At 44.0% G+C, this 17156-nt stretch carries 11 protein-coding genes; 5 read left to right on the top strand and 6 right to left on the bottom strand.

Translation table 11 applies throughout. The features are described from left to right. Positions 1-330: 330 nt before the first annotated feature. Entirely contained in the window at positions 331-2067 is a 1737-nt protein-coding gene (locus DXX94_RS09250) for a solute:sodium symporter family transporter (protein ID WP_116015377.1), read from the bottom strand. 3 nt (positions 2068-2070) lie between these two features. Beyond that, positions 2071-4284, bottom strand: a complete 2214-nt coding sequence (locus tag DXX94_RS09255; RefSeq protein WP_116015379.1) for a glycoside hydrolase family 31 protein — start codon at positions 4282-4284, stop codon at positions 2071-2073. 424 nt (positions 4285-4708) lie between these two features. Between DXX94_RS09255 and DXX94_RS09260 the strand changes: the two genes are divergently transcribed. From DXX94_RS09260 to DXX94_RS09275, 4 genes are all read left to right on the top strand, one after another. Beyond that, the gene (locus tag DXX94_RS09260; RefSeq protein ID WP_116015381.1) at positions 4709-5458 is read left to right on the top strand and encodes a GntR family transcriptional regulator; all 750 of its coding nucleotides are present in this window, start codon (positions 4709-4711) and stop codon (positions 5456-5458) included. Positions 5459-5741: 283 nt separating this feature from the next. Next, entirely contained in the window at positions 5742-6701 is a 960-nt protein-coding gene (locus DXX94_RS09265; protein WP_116015383.1) for an aldo/keto reductase, read from the top strand. A 39-nt stretch (positions 6702-6740) separates the two neighbouring features. Next, entirely contained in the window at positions 6741-7736 is a 996-nt protein-coding gene (locus DXX94_RS09270) for a TauD/TfdA family dioxygenase (protein ID WP_116018425.1), read from the top strand. A gap of 22 nt (positions 7737-7758) precedes the next feature. Next, positions 7759-8751, top strand: a complete 993-nt coding sequence (locus DXX94_RS09275; RefSeq protein ID WP_374188830.1) for a YeiH family protein — start codon at positions 7759-7761, stop codon at positions 8749-8751. A gap of 14 nt (positions 8752-8765) precedes the next feature. Here the strand turns inward: DXX94_RS09275 and DXX94_RS09280 are convergent, their stop codons facing one another. The 4 genes from DXX94_RS09280 to DXX94_RS19295 form a co-directional block, all read right to left on the bottom strand. After that, positions 8766-9071, bottom strand: coding sequence for a DUF2845 domain-containing protein (locus DXX94_RS09280; RefSeq protein WP_116015387.1), 306 nt, complete (start codon positions 9069-9071; stop codon positions 8766-8768). A 594-nt stretch (positions 9072-9665) separates the two neighbouring features. Further along, the gene (gene fadA / locus DXX94_RS09285) at positions 9666-10829 is read right to left on the bottom strand and encodes an acetyl-CoA C-acyltransferase FadA (protein WP_115998871.1); all 1164 of its coding nucleotides are present in this window, start codon (positions 10827-10829) and stop codon (positions 9666-9668) included. Positions 10830-10844: 15 nt separating this feature from the next. Continuing rightward, positions 10845-13010: a fatty acid oxidation complex subunit alpha FadB gene (fadB, locus tag DXX94_RS09290; RefSeq protein ID WP_116015389.1), complete on the bottom strand. Its 2166-nt coding sequence runs from the start codon at positions 13008-13010 to the stop codon at positions 10845-10847. 421 nt (positions 13011-13431) lie between these two features. Beyond that, positions 13432-15390 (bottom strand): methyl-accepting chemotaxis protein, encoded by a 1959-nt coding sequence (locus tag DXX94_RS19295; protein WP_116015391.1) that lies wholly within the window; start codon positions 15388-15390, stop codon positions 13432-13434. Between the two features lie 526 nt (positions 15391-15916). Here DXX94_RS19295 and DXX94_RS09300 point away from each other — a divergent pair. Next, positions 15917-17110, top strand: a complete 1194-nt coding sequence (locus DXX94_RS09300) for an MFS transporter (protein WP_374188831.1) — start codon at positions 15917-15919, stop codon at positions 17108-17110. The last annotated feature ends 46 nt before the right edge of the window (positions 17111-17156 follow it).

The raw sequence follows: 17156 nt of genomic DNA on the forward strand, positions 1-17156 counted from the left end.
TCACGCTGAAATTGTTGTTATTTGTTTTTCTTATTTTTCTTGTTTTTTATTCTTACTGACTATTTGCAGTCTTAGTAAATGCGCATTTAGTTCTGCGGAAACCAACTTAAACCAACTTAAACTTGCTTGGGTTGCACATTATTTAAACAATACTGTACTGGCTAAAATACCATAATACAATATATATCTTATATAAGACCTAAACGACTTTAGCTAACTATAGATCACAATCGCTAGTTTGCTATTTATTTCAATAAATCAGCAGTGTTCGGCGGCTAGTCTGTGATGAATCTGATTACCATAGTTGAGCGATCAGCTTATCTAACTGGCTCAGACCTTATTGATCTGTACCGCATTAACACTGCACTGGTATCTCTTCTGCCAGCGCTTAATACTCCAAACGCAAAGTGCAACATTTGCTAATAGTATTGCCGCACTTATGCCGTAGAACATCGACCAAGATCCTGTCACTACACCCAATGGCGAGAAGAATACATAACTAATAATAATCAATGACACTAAACTGATAGCAACCGGATGGGCGTAGCGCCAAGGTACTAAATCAACCGTATTTTTATGATGGTAAAAGCGCTGTTCTTCGGTCGGCTGGAAGTAACCAAATAACAGCATAATGGCGGTTTCAGTGACAAATAAAATCGCATAGATGTGAATAAAGTTAATATCCACATCCCAAATAAATTTGAGCAGTGCGTATGCAAGCACATGGAAAATAATCACTACCTTGGCTGCGATGGCGGGTACGCGACGAGTAAACAAACCAACAATAACAATGGTGATCACAGGAATATTGTAAAAACCAGTAAATACCCGAATAATTTGCCATAACCCTTCTGGCGCGAACATCAGCAATGGCGCAACCACAAAAGAGAACAGCGCGATAATCACGCTGGCAATTTTGGCGACTTTAATCAGCTGCTCATCGCTGGCTTTGTCTTTTTTCAGCGGCGCGTAAACATCTAAACAGAATAAGGTAGCGGCACTGTTAAGTAAGGAATTAAACGAGCTAAATACAGTGCCAAGTAATACCGCCAAGAAAAAGCCAGCGAGCGATACAGGTAACACATCTTTCACTAACCTAGGATAAGCCATATCGATGGTTTCTAGCTGACTGGTTTGATAAAGGTGAAACGCGATCACCCCAGGGACCATCATCAAAAATGGCACCAATAATTTAAAATAGCCGGAAAGCAGCACCCCTTTTTGCCCTTCTGCTAAATTCTTTGCTCCTAACGTTCGCTGAATCACGTACTGGTTGGTACACCAATAGAACAAGTTGGCGAAAATCATGCCGGTAAATATGGTGCCAAACGGTACCGGATCTGTTGGCCGGCCAATAGCATTGAGTTTGTCGGTATGCTCAGTTAATACTGTGGTAACACCAGCTGTAAAGCTACCACCACCCAACATCATAAATCCTAAGACGGGCACTAAAATACCAATAATTAGCAAGCCAACACCGTTGATAGTATCGGAAACCGCCACCGCTTTTAGGCCGCCAAAAATCGCGTAAACGGCGCCAACACTGCCGACCATAATAATGGTTAACACCAAAGATTGTTGATAGCTCATCGACAGTAAGGTGGGAATATCAAAAAGTTTAAGCACGGCAACAGAGCCGGAATACAAGACTGACGGAATGGTGATCAAACCATAGCCAACCATAAACAGCACCACAGTCATCCGTCGTACGGTATCGTCGAAACGTTGCTTTAAAAATTCAGGTAGTGTTGTGAAAGCACCAGAAAGGTAGCGCGGCAAAAACACTAAAGCCATAATAATAGTGGCAATGCCAGCCGTGACTTCCCATGCCATGGCACTGAGGTTATAGCCAAATGCTGACCCATTTAAGCCAATAAGTTGCTCAGCAGATAAGTTGGTCAATAACATAGAGCCCGCAATAAAAGTGCCTGTTAACCCCCGCCCCGCAAGAAAATAACCATCTTTAGAATCAGCAACACCTTTGGTTTTTTGGTAAGAAATCCACGCCACTAGCCCCATAAAAAACAAGCAGCTAATCAAGGTAAAAGCGATATCTTGACCAGCCATGAATTATTCTCCGCCCTTAGCTAACTCAGCGTCAGGCCAATAGCGAGCGATGCTGGCAACCGATTTACGCTGTGCCTTGAGCTGTTCAGTATGCTCAACAGCATCACCAAGCGGCATGGCATCGCCCTCACGAATAAATACGGCATAGTCATCTAACGCCAGCTTTTCTTGATAAACATGACCACCTTGATAGCGTGTTAATGCTTTAGTGTCTGGATTAAAACGCAGCCAGTTATTTGCACCACTAACCGAGGCTTGTGTTGCGGCTTGTGTTGAGGAGTGAGGCAAATAAAACTCAATTTCGCCTCCTGCCTGTAAGCAAGGGACAACCAAGAGCTTATCACCAAACATAAACTGGTCTTCAAACGCCCATGATTGTCGCTCATTTGGAAACGCAAGCACCATTGCACGCTGAACCGGTAATCCGGTTTCTGTAGCTTGCGCCATAGTTTGGTGTAAATAGGGTAGCAACTGATAGCGCAGCTTCAATGCTTTGTTCGCTGCACATTCGGCTTCTTCACCATAGCTCCACGGCTCTCGCTGACCAATACCGTGCAAACGCATATGGGCGGAAAATACCGACGATTGGATCCAACGAACATAAAGCTCGGCGTCTCTCGTATCTTTATAAAAACCGCCAACATCCGTCGCGTAAAAAGGCGCTCCGGTTAGCCCCCACGACTGACCACCGCGCAAGCTTGCTGCTAGTCCACCCCAATCGGCTTGAGGGTCGCCTCCCCACTGAGCGGGGTAGCGTTGTGATCCCGTCCACGCAGAGCGACTAAATAAAAACGCGCCATTTTCGCTAAATTTCTCAGCTGCCTCATAGACACAGCGGTTGTATAGCAAGCTATAAACATTGTGCAGCGCCATGCCAGACTCACCATTGCTGGCGAGCATATTGTCATCTTCAATTTGTTCACCAAAATCCGCTTTGATCATATCAATACCTAACTCAAACAAACTTTGATGGCTATCGCGCCAAAAGGCATACGCATCGGGATGGGTGAAATCTAAAATGCCAGATTTGGGCAATGGAGTAAGCACTTCGCCAAAAGCGCTCATGTCCCATTCGTATTGATAGGCTTGCCCTGTGCGCTTATCTTTGATTAGCCAACCTTTATCTGCCAATTGATGATACAGCGGGTTTTCAATCGAAATTAGCGGATATTCCCAAATGCAAATTTTAAATTGCATGGCTTTAAGTTGGTCAATTATCGGTTTGGGGTCGGGGTAGCGAGTTTTATCCCACTCAAAGGCAAAGCGAGTATCAGTGTCTTGCCAGGCACGGCCATCAAGGGTAATTACATCACACGGCATTTGCTGCTGGCGAACCATTTTTGCCGTGGCTAACAATTCATCTGCATCTTGGTAATAGGCTTTGGAAAGAATAACGCCCAAGCTCCACTGTGGCGGCATAGGTGCCTTGCCCGTTAATTCGGTATAGGTCTGAATTAATTGCTCGCCATTACCCCCAGTAAATATAAATATGTCGAGCGCGCTGTCTTCAACCAGTACGCCATAACTGCGCTGCGACCATGGCGCATAGCCAACGCCATGGGTCACTGGTGATGGTGTGTGGACAAACAGCCCCCAACCGTTTGGGCTCCAAGCAAAAGGGGAGTTTTTATAAGAAATTTCTGCGTTTACGCCGAGCGCATCGTGATTAAACGAGCGAATCAGTTGGCCGCGTTTATCGAGCTTGCCCCACTTTTCACCCAAGCCATAAACAGGCTCGCTACTGCCCAACTCGAATGCCATAAACCAACCTTGCTCAATACGGGCAAGTGGCGGTAAACGATAACGACGAACAAAGTGACCATCAGTAGCAGATTGCAGAACGGTTTTGGTGTTGCGTTTTACTTGAATGGCAAAAGGTTGATGAGCGATAACTACTTCGGTATCACCAGCGCTAATAATCGATTCTTGGCCATCCTTGGTTAGCTTAACACCTTGGTTAGCGTCTTGGTTGGGGTTATCTTCTTGGTTGGTGCTCAATGATAAGCTTTTTGCAACAGGGTTGGTGACCAACATTTGATAGTCATAATCAATACGCTTACCCAATTGCAGGCGAACGCCAAATTGATTTACGCTCAAATACAAGTCGCCATGATCCGTTGGGATCACGGCATGATCATCTTGCACTCTGATGTTATCGATAACCTTAACGGCATCAATAGTGTCCCAGCTTGGCGATTCAACACTAAAGCCTGACATTGCTTCCCCCTTGTGATACAGACCTTAGTAATGCGTTTTTTAATCGTTATGTAATGCTTATTTTGATGCTCGCTACGATGACAACTTTGAATAATTTTATAGTACGTTTTGTGTCAACAAAGCTAATTCTTAGGTCTTATATAAGAATATAAACTACCTTAGTTCGATTATTTGTCAAACTTATTTTTTGACCATTTTGTTTAAGGTTTGAGCGTTACTTGAGCATTAATAGCTTTTGAATAAGCGCTAATATTCGCTCATTATTTTATGCAATTTACTTTTCTCTCTGGCTCAGTATGATAGAAAGAGTGAAACTCTTATATAAGATAAAAGAAAGCCTTAACCTGCATAGTCATTGTCTTTTGCACAGCGTTAGGTAGTGAAAATATAGAGTGTCGATTCGCTTATTTGAATAGGAATAAAGATGGCTGATACTGAATTCGGTAATAAACTTGGCACTTCTGGCTTAGCCTTCTTGCCACTGTACAAACAAGTGGAAAAACACGTTACACAGTTAATTGTTGAGCAACGCTGGAAGCCCGGCGATATGCTACCTAGCGAGTTTCAACTGGCTAGTGAGTTTGGGGTCAGCCAAGGCACAGTGCGCAAAGCGCTCAATACCCTAACCGATGAAAAAGTACTAACCCGCAAGCAAGGCTTAGGGACTTTTGTTGCAGAGCATACTGGCATGCCAGCACTGTACCGATTCTTCCCACTGGTCGCCGATAATCACAGCCCTGAGCTACCGATATCTGAAGTGTTATCGTTAACCATTGAGCCCGCAAATAAAAGCATTGCGAAAGAGCTAGATGTAAAAGCTAAAACCAAAGTGGTTGTACTCAAGCGTCGCCGTACATTGAATGGTGAATATTGTTTGCTAGAAGATATTTATCTGCCCTATTCCGCATTTACTGGCATAGAAAACGAACCAGAAATTCCGCACACCCTTTATCACTTTTATCAAACCAACTTTAATCTGACGGTGCATAAAACAGAAGATAAAATCAAAGCGATTCTGGCCGACGAAGCTGATGCTGATTTACTCGCCATAGAACACGGCTCGCCATTGTTAATGTTTACTCGTTCAACTAAGTCGCTAAACGATCAAATAATAGAATATCGCATCACCCGCTGCCGTTCAGATCACTACCACTACTTAGTAAATTTTGATTAGTTCTTTCTTCTGCAGGTAAATTTGTTCAGCTCATTTTCCTGCTTATTTTCCTCTATCTTACGTCATCAACTAAAGCTCAACGTATAACAATCCTCTTGTTATCGGCTCTCTTTTTGCTCCTAGCTCACAACCAACCGAACACTGCCACTGATGATTTTTTCATCAATTAATTGACACCTGAAATCACCAACGCTAACTTATAGTCTTATATAAGATATAACTTTAATGTTAGGCAATATCTCTAACAGCGGTAACTACTTTTCAATTTCAAAGCGAGTAAGTGATGGCAACAACGACTATGCCTCAGGTCGGCTTAGGCCTATGGAAGATTGCAAAACAAGACTGTGCACAAACCGTATACGATGCCATTAAGGCGGGTTATCGACATCTTGACAGTGCCTGTGATTACGGCAATGAAATTGAAGTCGGCCAAGGCATTGCCAAGGCCATAGCTGATGGGCTATGTAGCCGTGAAGACCTATGGATCACTTCTAAGCTTTGGAATACCTACCACGCACCTGAACATGTGCAACTCGCATTAGAGAAAACCCTTAAAGATCTTGGCGTAGAATACTTAGATCTGTATTTAATCCACTTTCCTATTGCTCAAGCCTATGTGCCGATTGAAGAGCGCTATCCACCGGAATGGTTCTTCGATCCAGAGGCAGAGAACCCGAGTATGAAGCTCGCCCAAGTGCCGCTACATAAAACCTGGGCAGCGATGGAGGAACTGGTCGATAACAGTCTAGTGAAAAATATTGGCATCTGCAATTACAACTCAGCACTCATGCATGACTTGATGACCTATGCCCGTATTAAACCCTACGCCTTGCAAATTGAATCGCACCCTTACAACACCCAAGAGCGTTTAATTGCCATGGCCAAAGCCTATGACGTAGAAGTCACAGCATTTTCACCGCTTGGGGCACTCTCGTATTTAGAATTAGATATGGCAGGTGCTGATGAATCCGTACTCACCCAGCCAGCGGTAGTTGCCGCCGCTGAGCGCTTAGGGAAAACACCAGCACAAGTAGTACTGCGCTGGAACGTGCAGCGGGGCTGCTCAATTATTCCCAAGAGTACCAAGCTTGAACGTTTAAAAGAAAATATTGCAATTTTCGACTTTGCTCTCAACGACGAAGAGATGACCGCCATTAGCGCATTGAACCTTGATAAGCGCTTTAATGATCCTGGGCATTTTTGCCAAGCAGCCTTTAATACGCTTCACCCAATTTATGACTAGGAGTGTGGCATGTCTTCAAATACAAAGCCTTCAAATAAGATGAAGTTAACCAGTGTTGACAAGCAGTTTTGCACAGATAAGCCGGATGTATTTCCTGCCGTAGTGGTCAATCCCGATGATTGCGCTAGTGTCGCTGAAAGTGCTGATTATATTAGGCACCATAAAGCGGTAATCGAACAGCAATTGGCACGATCTGGCGCAATTTTGTTTCGCGGTTTTCCGCTCGATTCCGCAGAAGCATTCGACGAGTTTACTGCAAGCTTTGGCTATCCCAACTTTTATTACAAAGATTCGTTATCGAATGCCGTGCGCATTAATTTCACAGAGCGGGTATTTACCGCTAATGAAGCTCCCAAAGAGGTAGAAATTTACCTGCACAATGAGATGGCGCAAACGCCAATTTACCCCGATAAAATCTTTTTCTTTTGTTTAACGCCAGCCGATCAAGGCGGTGCCAGCCCTATATTACGCTGTGATTTACTGCTTGATGCTTTAGCACAAGCCAATCCAGAATTGGCAGCGGCATTCGAGCAAAAAGGCGTGAAATATACCACCACTATGCCGGGTGAGAATGATCCCAATTCAGGTCAAGGACGCAGCTGGAAAAGTACACTCAGTGTTGAAACACAAACCGAAGCAGAAGAAAAGTTAGCGCGCTTAGGTTATCGCTGGCAATGGCAACAAGACGGCAGCTTAAAAGCAACAACGGGAAAATTACCTGCGGTGCGCACCTTAACTGATGGTCGGAAAGTGTTCTTTAATCAATTGGTAGCGGCTTATCAAGGCTGGTCAGGGGTGCGTGAACATCACCAAGATAGCTTATGTTTTGGTGATGACAGTGAAATTCCCAAGGCATGGCTAGAAGAGATTATCGCAACCGCCGAGCAATACGCATTTGATGTAGAGTGGCAGGCAGGTGACGTCGCTGTGGTTGACAATAATCTGGCAATGCATGGCCGTCGCCCTTATGGCGGTGAGACAAAACGGCAAGTGTTAGTTGCACTTGGCGCCGCAACAGATAATATACCAGCCTAGTTGTAAAAATCTGTGTATGTTAATGAAAATAAAGGCGCTTTTTCCCGGAAGTTTTATTGCTGTAATCACTGGCCTTGCCGCCTTATTCCTTGCTGAGCATTACAATGCCCCCGCCATGCTGTTTGCATTACTGCTCGGTATAGCCCTGTCATTTTTACACGAAGAAACTAAATGTAAAGCAGGTATTGAATTTACCGCCTCTACGATTTTACGCATTGGTGTTGCTTTGCTTGGCTTTCGAATAGCCTTCGATGATTTAACGTCGCTTGGTTGGTCAACGGCGTTGCTACTGATTGCTGCTATCGGCTCAACTATTATTTTCGGCGTTTTACTCAGTCGGGCTATGGGGATGAGTCGGCGCTTTGGCATGTTAACCGGTGGCTCAGTCGCTATATGCGGCGCCTCTGCCGCCATGGCAATTTCAGCCATACTGCCTAATGATAAAAACAAAGAACGCGATACCTTGCTGACGATTATCGGGGTCACTTCGCTGTCTACTATTGCGATGATCGCCTACCCCATTATCGCCACCAGCCTAGGCTTAAACGAATACGATACCAGTATTTTCCTTGGCGGCACCATTCATGATGTAGCGCAAGTGGTCGGCGCAGGCTATTCAGTATCAGAGCAAACGGGTGATTTATCAACGCTGGTAAAATTAGTGCGCGTTAGCTTTTTAATGCCAGTGGTACTAATGATGTTGCTAGCGCTTAGAGAGCAATTTAAAAATGACCAGCAAGTTGATCACAAACCTCATTTCCCCAGCTTCTTAATCGCCTTTGTTGTGTTTATGGTAATTAACTCACTGGTCGATTTACCGACTGTGATCACCGAAGGAGCAACTACCATTAGCCGTTTTGCCCTTGTGATTGCTATCGCCGCGATTGGCATGAAGTCCAACCTGTCAAAATTGACCAGTGTTGGTGTTAAACCTATCATTTTAATGGTCGCTGAAACCATTTGGATAGCACTGTTTATTATTGTTTATCTGCTGTGTATGAAAATGATGGGCTAGTCGTATCAAAGCACTTATCTAGATTCTTTAATATTGATCAGCTTACCGCCACGAAAGGTGAAAATAATCAGTGGTGCGGACGGCGATCGTTTAAACTTATAAACCAGTTTATCGACTTTAGGCTGGTCATCGCCGCTAATCGTTTCTTGCGCTCTAGGGTCACCGCAGCGGCTGATCACTTGGTATTTATCCATGCCGTGACGAATATGACCGCCATCACAGCGAACCGAACTACGATCTCGCTCCATGGCCAATAATGGCAAACATACAATAGTAGCTAACACCAAAGTTAATAAATACTTCACTGATATGACCCCCATTCCACCACCATTAAACGACAAAGCTAACCCAACGTGCTTTGGATCTATTGTTAGAGTAGACCATACTAACCGATAAAAACTTAACACTAACTGAAAGTTAAAATTAACTATGCAATAAAATACATAACTTCGTTAAGTCTAAGTTTACTTGCGCGCTAAAATACTTTGAAGAATCATTATTTATTTAAATTGTATTGTCGGGGTGCCGACAGCACAAAAGAGGGAAAAAGCGCTTGTTTCCCTCTTTCATCTTCCTCAGCGCCCTGCACAGTGAAAAGCATTTATATTGCACTTGCGCTTGATTGCTATCCCTGATGATGTCACGTCCATGTGCCACATCAGTGCTCGACGTCCTGTCTCGCATAGCAATACGCCTGCAATTACACTATCAATTTCCTGTGAAGGGATAATGCAGTATCCAGCTCCCGGAGAATCAATCAGGCACAAAAAAGCACCGCCGAAGCAGTGCTTTTAAAATACCTTTAGCGTTTAGCTAATCACGCCGGATAATGACGTAAATTCAAGGCCGAAGCGCGGAATGTACAAGGGTACATGAGCACTTCCAACGCGGAAGTTACGTTATTAAACCAGTGATTAAACGCGTTCGAAAACGGTTGCTACACCTTGACCTAAACCAACACACATAGTTGCTAAACCAATGTTCACGTCTTGCGCTTCCATTAGGTTAACTAGCGTGGTTGAGATACGTGTACCTGAACAACCTAGTGGGTGACCAAGTGCAATCGCACCACCGTTTAAGTTGATCATGTCGTCCATCTTGTCTTCAAGACCTAGTGCGCGAACACACGAAACCGCTTGTGCAGCGAATGCTTCGTTGAATTCAGCTAACTGAATGTCTTCTAATGATAAACCAGCGCGCTTAAGGGCTTTCTTAGTCGCTGGTACTGGACCGTAACCCATAGTTGATGGATCGCAACCTGCTGACGCAAAACCACGGATTTTAACGCGTGGTGTTAAGCCTAGCTCTTTCGCTTTATCAGCAGACATCACTAACATCGCTGATGCACCATCAGAAAGCGCTGATGAAGTACCTGCAGTTACTGTACCGTTTACTGGGTCGAATACTGGGCGTAAGCCTGCTAATGATTCAACCGTTGTTTCAGGACGAATTACTTCATCGTGCTCAATTAGTGACAATACGCCGTTAGCGTCGTGACCTAATGTTGGGATGATTTCGTTTGCCCAACGACCTTCAACAGTTGCTTTGTGAGCAAGCTGGTGAGAGCGAGCGCCAAATGCGTCTTGCTGTTCACGTGTTACACCGTGTTGCATACCTAGTAACTCAGCCGTTAAGCCCATGTTACCAGCAGCACGAGAGATGTACTTGCTTAGTGCTGGATCGAAATCCACATCGTACATCATAGGTACGTGACCCATGTGCTCAACACCACCAACCATGTAAACGTCACCTTGACCTGCCATGATAAAGGCAGAAGCATCGTGTAATGCACTCATTGAAGAGCCACATAAACGGTTAACGGTAATAGCGCCAACTGACTTAGGAATGTCAGTTAATAGCTGAGCGTTACGAGCAATGTTGAAACCTTGCTCTTTAGTTTGCTTAACGTTACCCCAGATAATGTCTTCGATTAACGCTGGGTCTAAGTTAGGGTTGCGATCTAATAGCGCTTGCATTAGGTGCGCAGATAAGGTCTCGGCACGTACGTTACGGAAAACACCAGCCTTAGAGCGACCCATAGGGGTACGAATACAATCGACAATTACGACTTCTTTCATTTTTCTTTCCTCGGCTTAAGCTGTTTTCACATCAGTGGTGTAGTAAGACTTGCCAGATTTAGCCATCTCACGCATACCGTCTGTTACTTGGTAAATTTCACCTAAGTGGGCGAACTTGTCAGCCAATTCGATGAATTTCTCTAGACCAACTGTTTCTAGGTAACGAATTGGACCACCGCGGAATGGAGGGAAACCTAGACCGTAGATTAAGCCCATATCTGCTTCAGCAGCCGTATCAACGATACCTTCTTCTAAACAACGAACTACTTCGTTCACCATAGGGATCATTAGGCGTGCGATAACTTCGTCAGCGTCGAAGTCCTTCTTGTCAGCAACGTTGCCAGCAAATAACTCGTATGCTTTTTCTGCTGGTACTTTGGTTGGACGACCGCGCTTGTCTTTACCGTAGTCGTAGAAACCTTTGCCATTCTTCTGACCGTAACGATCATCACCAAATAGAATGCTTACTGGATCGTTGTCGATCTTCTGCATACGTGTTGGGAAGCCAGCAGACATAACACCTGTACAGTGATCAGCTGTGTCGATACCAACAACGTCAAGTAAGTACGCAGGACCCATAGGCCAGCCGAATTGCTTCTCCATTACCTTATCAACGGCAGTAAAATCAGCACCTTCTTTTACTAAGTGGCTGAAACCTGCAAAGTATGGGAATAATACGCGGTTTACGTAGAAACCTGGGCAGTCGTTAACCACGATAGGTGATTTACCCATTTTCGCAGCGTAAGCAACAACAGCAGCAACGGTTTCGTCAGACGTTTCTTTACCACGGATAACTTCTACTAATGGCATTTTGTGCACTGGGTTGAAGAAGTGCATACCACAGAACTTGTCTTTGCGCTTAACGCTTTCAGCAAGTAGGTCGATAGAAATCGTTGAGGTGTTTGAGGCAAGAATTGCGTCGTCACCTGTAACGCCTTCAACTTCGGCTAATACAATGCCTTTTACTTTCGGGTTTTCAACAACCGCTTCAACCACAACGTCAACATCTTTTAAGCTGTCGTAGCTTAACGTTGGTGTGATGTTATTTAACACGCCCGCCATTTTCTTAGCGTTCATGCGACCACGTTCAACCTGCTTAGTTAATAAGCCAGCTGCTGTGGTTAAACCTAAATCAAGTGCGCTATCAGCAATGTCTTTCATGACAATTGGCGTGCCTTTAGCAGCTGATTGGTAAGCGATACCGCCACCCATGATACCAGCGCCAAGTACCGCAGCTTTTTCAACAGGTGCACCTGCTTTCGCCGCTTTCTTCGCTTTGCCTTTGATCACTTGATCAGACATGAAAATGCCGATTTGTGCTGTCGCTGCGTCAGTTTTCGCAAGCTTAGCAAAACCTTCGTTTTCAATTGCCATTGCCCCAGCACGGTCTAAACCTGCCGCCGCTTCTAATGACTTAACCATAGTCATTGGTGCTGGGTAGTGCTTACCCGCTTTCGCTGCGATCATACCTTTACAAGTATTGAAGGTCATGATGGTTTCAGTTGGCGTTAGCTTTAAAGGCTCTAATTTAGCTTGGCGTTTTGCTTGCCAGTTTAACTTACCTTCGATCGCTTGTTTCACCATAGCAATCGCTGCATCGCGAAGTTGCTCAGGCGCAACAACCGCATCAACAACACCAACGGCTAGTGCTTGTTCAGCTTTGTGAGCTTTACCTGTCGACATCCACTCAACTGCGTTGTCAGCACCGATAATACGAGGTAAACGAACAGTACCGCCAAAACCAGGCATTAAACCTAATTTAACTTCTGGTAAGCCGATAGATGCTGTTGTGTCTGCAACACGGTAGTCACAGGTTAAAATCATTTCACAACCGCCACCTAGTGCGAAGCCGTTAACTGCTGCAACTTTTGGTAGGTCGATATCTTCAAACGAATCAAATAAGTCAGTAGCCGCTTTAACCCAAGGGATTAACTCGTCCATTGGCTTTTTGAAAGTTTCTAGGAATTCTGTGATGTCAGCGCCAGCAATGAATGCTGATTTGCCAGAGGTAACAATAATACCTTTTGCGTCGCTGCAGTTTTTGATCGCGTCGACTACTGCGCGATATTCTTCAAATGTTGCCTGATCGAACTTGTTTACTGAACCTTCGGCGTCGAATTTAAATTCAACAATACCGTCAGCAAGTAACTCGGCAGAAAGGCTTTTGCCTTGAAATAACATGCCTGATCTCCTCCACCCGATTAAGGTGCTTGTTAGACTGGTTTTTGTAATTACTTATTAGAGTGTATTGACCTTTCAGGGCTACTTTAATGCCACCTGCTTGGCCGCTCTAAACATAATTTAACCTCGAAAGGTCAACACACTCGATATAACTAAATCGTTATGAATTGTAATGCTAGCCGACTGAGTTTGCCCTGAAAGAATGCGAAAAGCAACTTTTTTAAACAGGTGTTTTAATTGAGTGTTTACTTGTACACTCAAAATAGCAAACCTAGATAGAATCGGCGGTACAACAAACTTACACACTGACAGATTGACTCCAACTATGCCAATGAATATTTGCTATATCTTGTATTAATATGGGGCGCATAATTTAGTATTCAAGCAATAGCTAAACCATGCGCATTTCAAATAGAATCGACTAACGAAGCTTAAATTGCGCCAATTGTTTTGAAAGGTCGTCGGCTAGTTCAGCCAAGCTGCCAACCGCCTGCGCCGCCCGATGGGTAGATTGCAAAATGGTATCTGCCCCTTTAGAGATATTCTCAGTATTGCTGTCGATATGGCCCAACATACTATTTTGCTGAGTGACCGCTGCTGATATTTGATCTGTACCATCAACAATATTGCTCACTGATTCGGTAATATCATTAAACGATGCTGAAACAAGCTCAGTTTGCTTAACCCCTTGCTCGGCGCGTTCGACACCTTGGGTCATGGCGTGTACCGATTGCTCTGTGCCTTGTTGTAACTTTTCAATAATGTCTTGAATTTCACCCGTCGCATCTTGCGTTTTACCCGCTAAGTTTCTGACTTCATCAGCAACCACAGCAAAGCCTCGCCCTTGTTCACCCGCACGCGCCGCTTCAATTGCTGCGTTTAATGCTAATAAGTTAGTTTGATCAGCAATCTCACGAATAACACTGACAAACTGAGCAATTTCAGAGGTATTAGTGGCCAATGTATTAATCACTTGTGAGGTTGAATTAACTTGCTCTGAAATCTGGCCGATCACAGCAGCAGTTTCAGCAATAATCGTTTGACCGCCATTAACGTGATCACTGGCGGCATGAGTTACGTTACGGGCACTATCTGTATTGTCAGCAATTAGCTGAACCGACTGCGAAAGCTCGTGTATTGCACCAATCACACCATGGGTATTGGTTTGTTGATCCGATACTTGATGCTCCATGCTATCAGTCATTTCTCGAATATTCGCGGTGTCTTGTTCTAGCTTAATAATGTCCTCTTGCACCAGTAATAACAGCGCGTTTACTTTTTCTTGCATATGACAAAAGCTATCACTGATATCACCAAATTCATCTTTGCTGTCTATTGCTATGTGCTGAGAAAAATCACCATCACCCATGATTTGCGCGGCGTGTTGCAATTGCTGAGCATTGCTCTTAATTGACCAGTAAATGACATACAAGAAGCCGGCAATTAGCACGACACCTAAAGACAACAAAACACCAAGCACTACTAACGAGTTCATCTGCATTGATAGTGCTGCACTTAAACGCTCAGTGAGTAACTTGTTAATCTCACTTTCGGTATCCACCACAGCAGCTAACGCTGCTTGCACTGCGCGTCCAGTATCGGCGCGTGACCATTGAATTGAGTCAGGATCGATAACTTGTTGTTGCAGCGCATTTTGGAAATTATCAATATTGCTAACAATGGCTGAAAGTTGCGTAGCTAAACTTTGCGCTGTCGCTTTATCAACACGCTCCAGTTGCATTTGCGACTTATCGAATTGATGCTGAATTTCATCAATACGATTATTTAACGCCACCAAAGAGGTATAAGACTGCGCATTAAAGCCTTCGTTGGTAATGATGTTTTGTGTCAGGTAGCTAGTGCGAGCAAGGTATTCATGCAAGGCCGGTAAGCGCATACGACCAAGCTCAGAAAGGTAGAAAAGACTTGCATCACCTTCACGGCTTAAGCCAGTAATCGCTGCAATGTTTTCACGCAGCGAAAGTGTCAGCTCATAGATTTCCGCAACATTCGCCAAGCTGGTATCTGAATCACTTAGCTGATGGCTAGCTATCAGCTCTTGCAGCTGTGATGCTTTGCTGCGCACTGGGGTTAACAATGGTGATTCGCTAATTGCTTTAGTGAGTTGGTTAACTTGTGTTCTGGCTTGGCCAAGCTGTGCATTTGAGTAAACTAACTGCTCAATCCCTACGATTTGTTCAATCAATTGATGACCAGCAAGTTCTTGATCAAGTATATCGATTTTATTGCGCTGGCTATCGACAATCCACAGTAGCGCAGCGATTAGCGGAATAAAAAAAACCAGCGCCAGCAGAGCAAACTTGGTTTTAAAGCGTAGTTGATTTGAGGCGGCACTGACCACATTGACCAAAGAACTCATAAATTTCCTAACAAGTTAGATGTTAAGGTCTTATTGACCTTTGATGGATTAATATACTTTCATTGCTGATAAAATGATTACTATTAGCAATGTATTAATACCAATCCGCATAATAATATGGTCTACTCAGAGCTATTTTAGCGGTTCAAGTACAAGAAAAATTTTTGCTAATATAGTCGCTCTACATCTAGAAAATTTTGTGCTGTAATTGTGCTGCTGAAAAGCTCCCGAAGGGCTTGGCCAAAACACTTTACTGCGGTGTTGCATGCTTTTGAAATAGAATAACTATGACGAGCAAACATGCGCCTTGCATTAAAGTGTTTTATCTCAAGCTGAGTGAACATTTATTTATGCGGATTGGTATTATATGTTTGGCAGTATAGCTGATACCTCGTCAAGTCAGTCAAGCCATTCAGAAAATTAGCATTTTCCATTAACTGTTTATTTACATAAGCAGTGCATTAGCTATTATTTTTCGATGTTTGAAGCCGACTAGCTTATCTATTTACCATACGGTGCCCAACGCATGATGAAAGGTTTTATCCAACGTTATCACCAACCTCAAAATTTACTGCTGGCAATGGCCTTTATCATGCCGCTGGTATTTTCTGTTTGGATGGTTTTACTCAATAACTTTGTTGTCGAAAAAGCCGCCTTTACTGGCAAAGAAATTGGCATATTGCAAAGTCTGCGGGAAGTCCCTGGGTTTCTTGCCTTTACCGCCGTTTACCTACTGCTATTTATTAAAGAGCAAAAATTAGCGCTTTTATCACTTGGCGTGACAGCAGTTGGTGTGGCGATTACCGGCTTTTTCCCCAGCGCGCTTGGCCTTTATATTACCACTGTGATTATGTCGGTCGGTTTTCACTATTTCGAAACAGTCAATCAATCGCTCACGCTGCAATGGGTAGATAAAGACAATACCCCACATTTTATGGGCAAGCTGTTATCTGCAAAATCCGCTGCGTCACTGGTGGCGTTCAGTAGTGTTTGGTTATTAATGAAGTATTTTACTTGGTCTTATCAAGCTACCTACGCCCTATTTGGTATTGTCGCCTTGCTCATGACAATACTGTTGGCGATGAGTTTTCAGCAATTCTCTGCGCCTACTGAGCAAAGTAAAAAACTGATACTGAAAAAGAAATACTGGTTGTTTTATGCCTTAACCTTCTTTAGCGGTGCGCGTCGGCAGATCTTTGTCGTCTTTGCAGGCTTTTTAATGGTTGAAAAGTTTGGCTATTCCGTTGCCGACATCAGTGCCTTGTTCTTAATTAACTACGTGTTTAATTGGTTATTCGCGCCTTCCATAGGCAAAATTATTGGCAAAGTGGGTGAACGTAAAACCTTATTATTTGAATATGTAGGGCTTATCCTACTCTTCATTTCCTACGGGCTAGTTGAAACAGGTTATCTTGCTGCCGTCTTGTATGTTGTTGACCACCTGCTGTTTGCCTTAGCCATTGCAATAAAAACCTACTTCCAAAAAATTGCCGAGCCACAAGATATCGCCGCCAGTGCTGGCGTCAGCTTCTCAATTAATCATATTGCCGCTGTGGTAATCCCTGCATTATTGGGGATTGTTTGGCTGACTAACCCAAGCTGGGTGTTCTTCGTCGGTGCCGGTTTCGCAGCTTGTTCACTAACACTGTCGCTGCTCATACCAGATAAACCAAATCAGGGGGTAGAATGGCGCTTCAAACATCGACAAAAAGAAGCTTAATTTCACCCGTGCTATCATGCTGTCGCTTGATGCGGGTCAAATTAAC

It is taken from the genome of Thalassotalea euphylliae, from assembly GCF_003390375.1.
Taxonomy (GTDB): domain Bacteria; phylum Pseudomonadota; class Gammaproteobacteria; order Enterobacterales; family Alteromonadaceae; genus Thalassotalea_F; species Thalassotalea_F euphylliae_A.

Bases quoted from the DNA above. Each gene is read 5' to 3' on its own strand.
- DXX94_RS09250 (WP_116015377.1), bottom strand. From the start codon at position 2,067: ATGGCTGGTCAAGATATCGCTTTTACCTTGATTAGCTGCTTGTTTTTT.
- DXX94_RS09255 (WP_116015379.1), bottom strand. From the start codon at position 4,284: ATGTCAGGCTTTAGTGTTGAATCGCCAAGCTGGGACACTATTGATGCC.
- DXX94_RS09260 (WP_116015381.1), top strand. From the start codon at position 4,709: ATGGCTGATACTGAATTCGGTAATAAACTTGGCACTTCTGGCTTAGCC.
- DXX94_RS09265 (WP_116015383.1), top strand. From the start codon at position 5,742: ATGGCAACAACGACTATGCCTCAGGTCGGCTTAGGCCTATGGAAGATT.
- DXX94_RS09270 (WP_116018425.1), top strand. From the start codon at position 6,741: ATGAAGTTAACCAGTGTTGACAAGCAGTTTTGCACAGATAAGCCGGAT.
- DXX94_RS09275 (WP_374188830.1), top strand. From the start codon at position 7,759: ATGAAAATAAAGGCGCTTTTTCCCGGAAGTTTTATTGCTGTAATCACT.
- DXX94_RS09280 (WP_116015387.1), bottom strand. From the start codon at position 9,071: ATGGGGGTCATATCAGTGAAGTATTTATTAACTTTGGTGTTAGCTACT.
- fadA (WP_115998871.1), bottom strand. From the start codon at position 10,829: ATGAAAGAAGTCGTAATTGTCGATTGTATTCGTACCCCTATGGGTCGC.
- fadB (WP_116015389.1), bottom strand. From the start codon at position 13,010: ATGTTATTTCAAGGCAAAAGCCTTTCTGCCGAGTTACTTGCTGACGGT.
- DXX94_RS19295 (WP_116015391.1), bottom strand. From the start codon at position 15,390: ATGAGTTCTTTGGTCAATGTGGTCAGTGCCGCCTCAAATCAACTACGC.
- DXX94_RS09300 (WP_374188831.1), top strand. From the start codon at position 15,917: ATGATGAAAGGTTTTATCCAACGTTATCACCAACCTCAAAATTTACTG.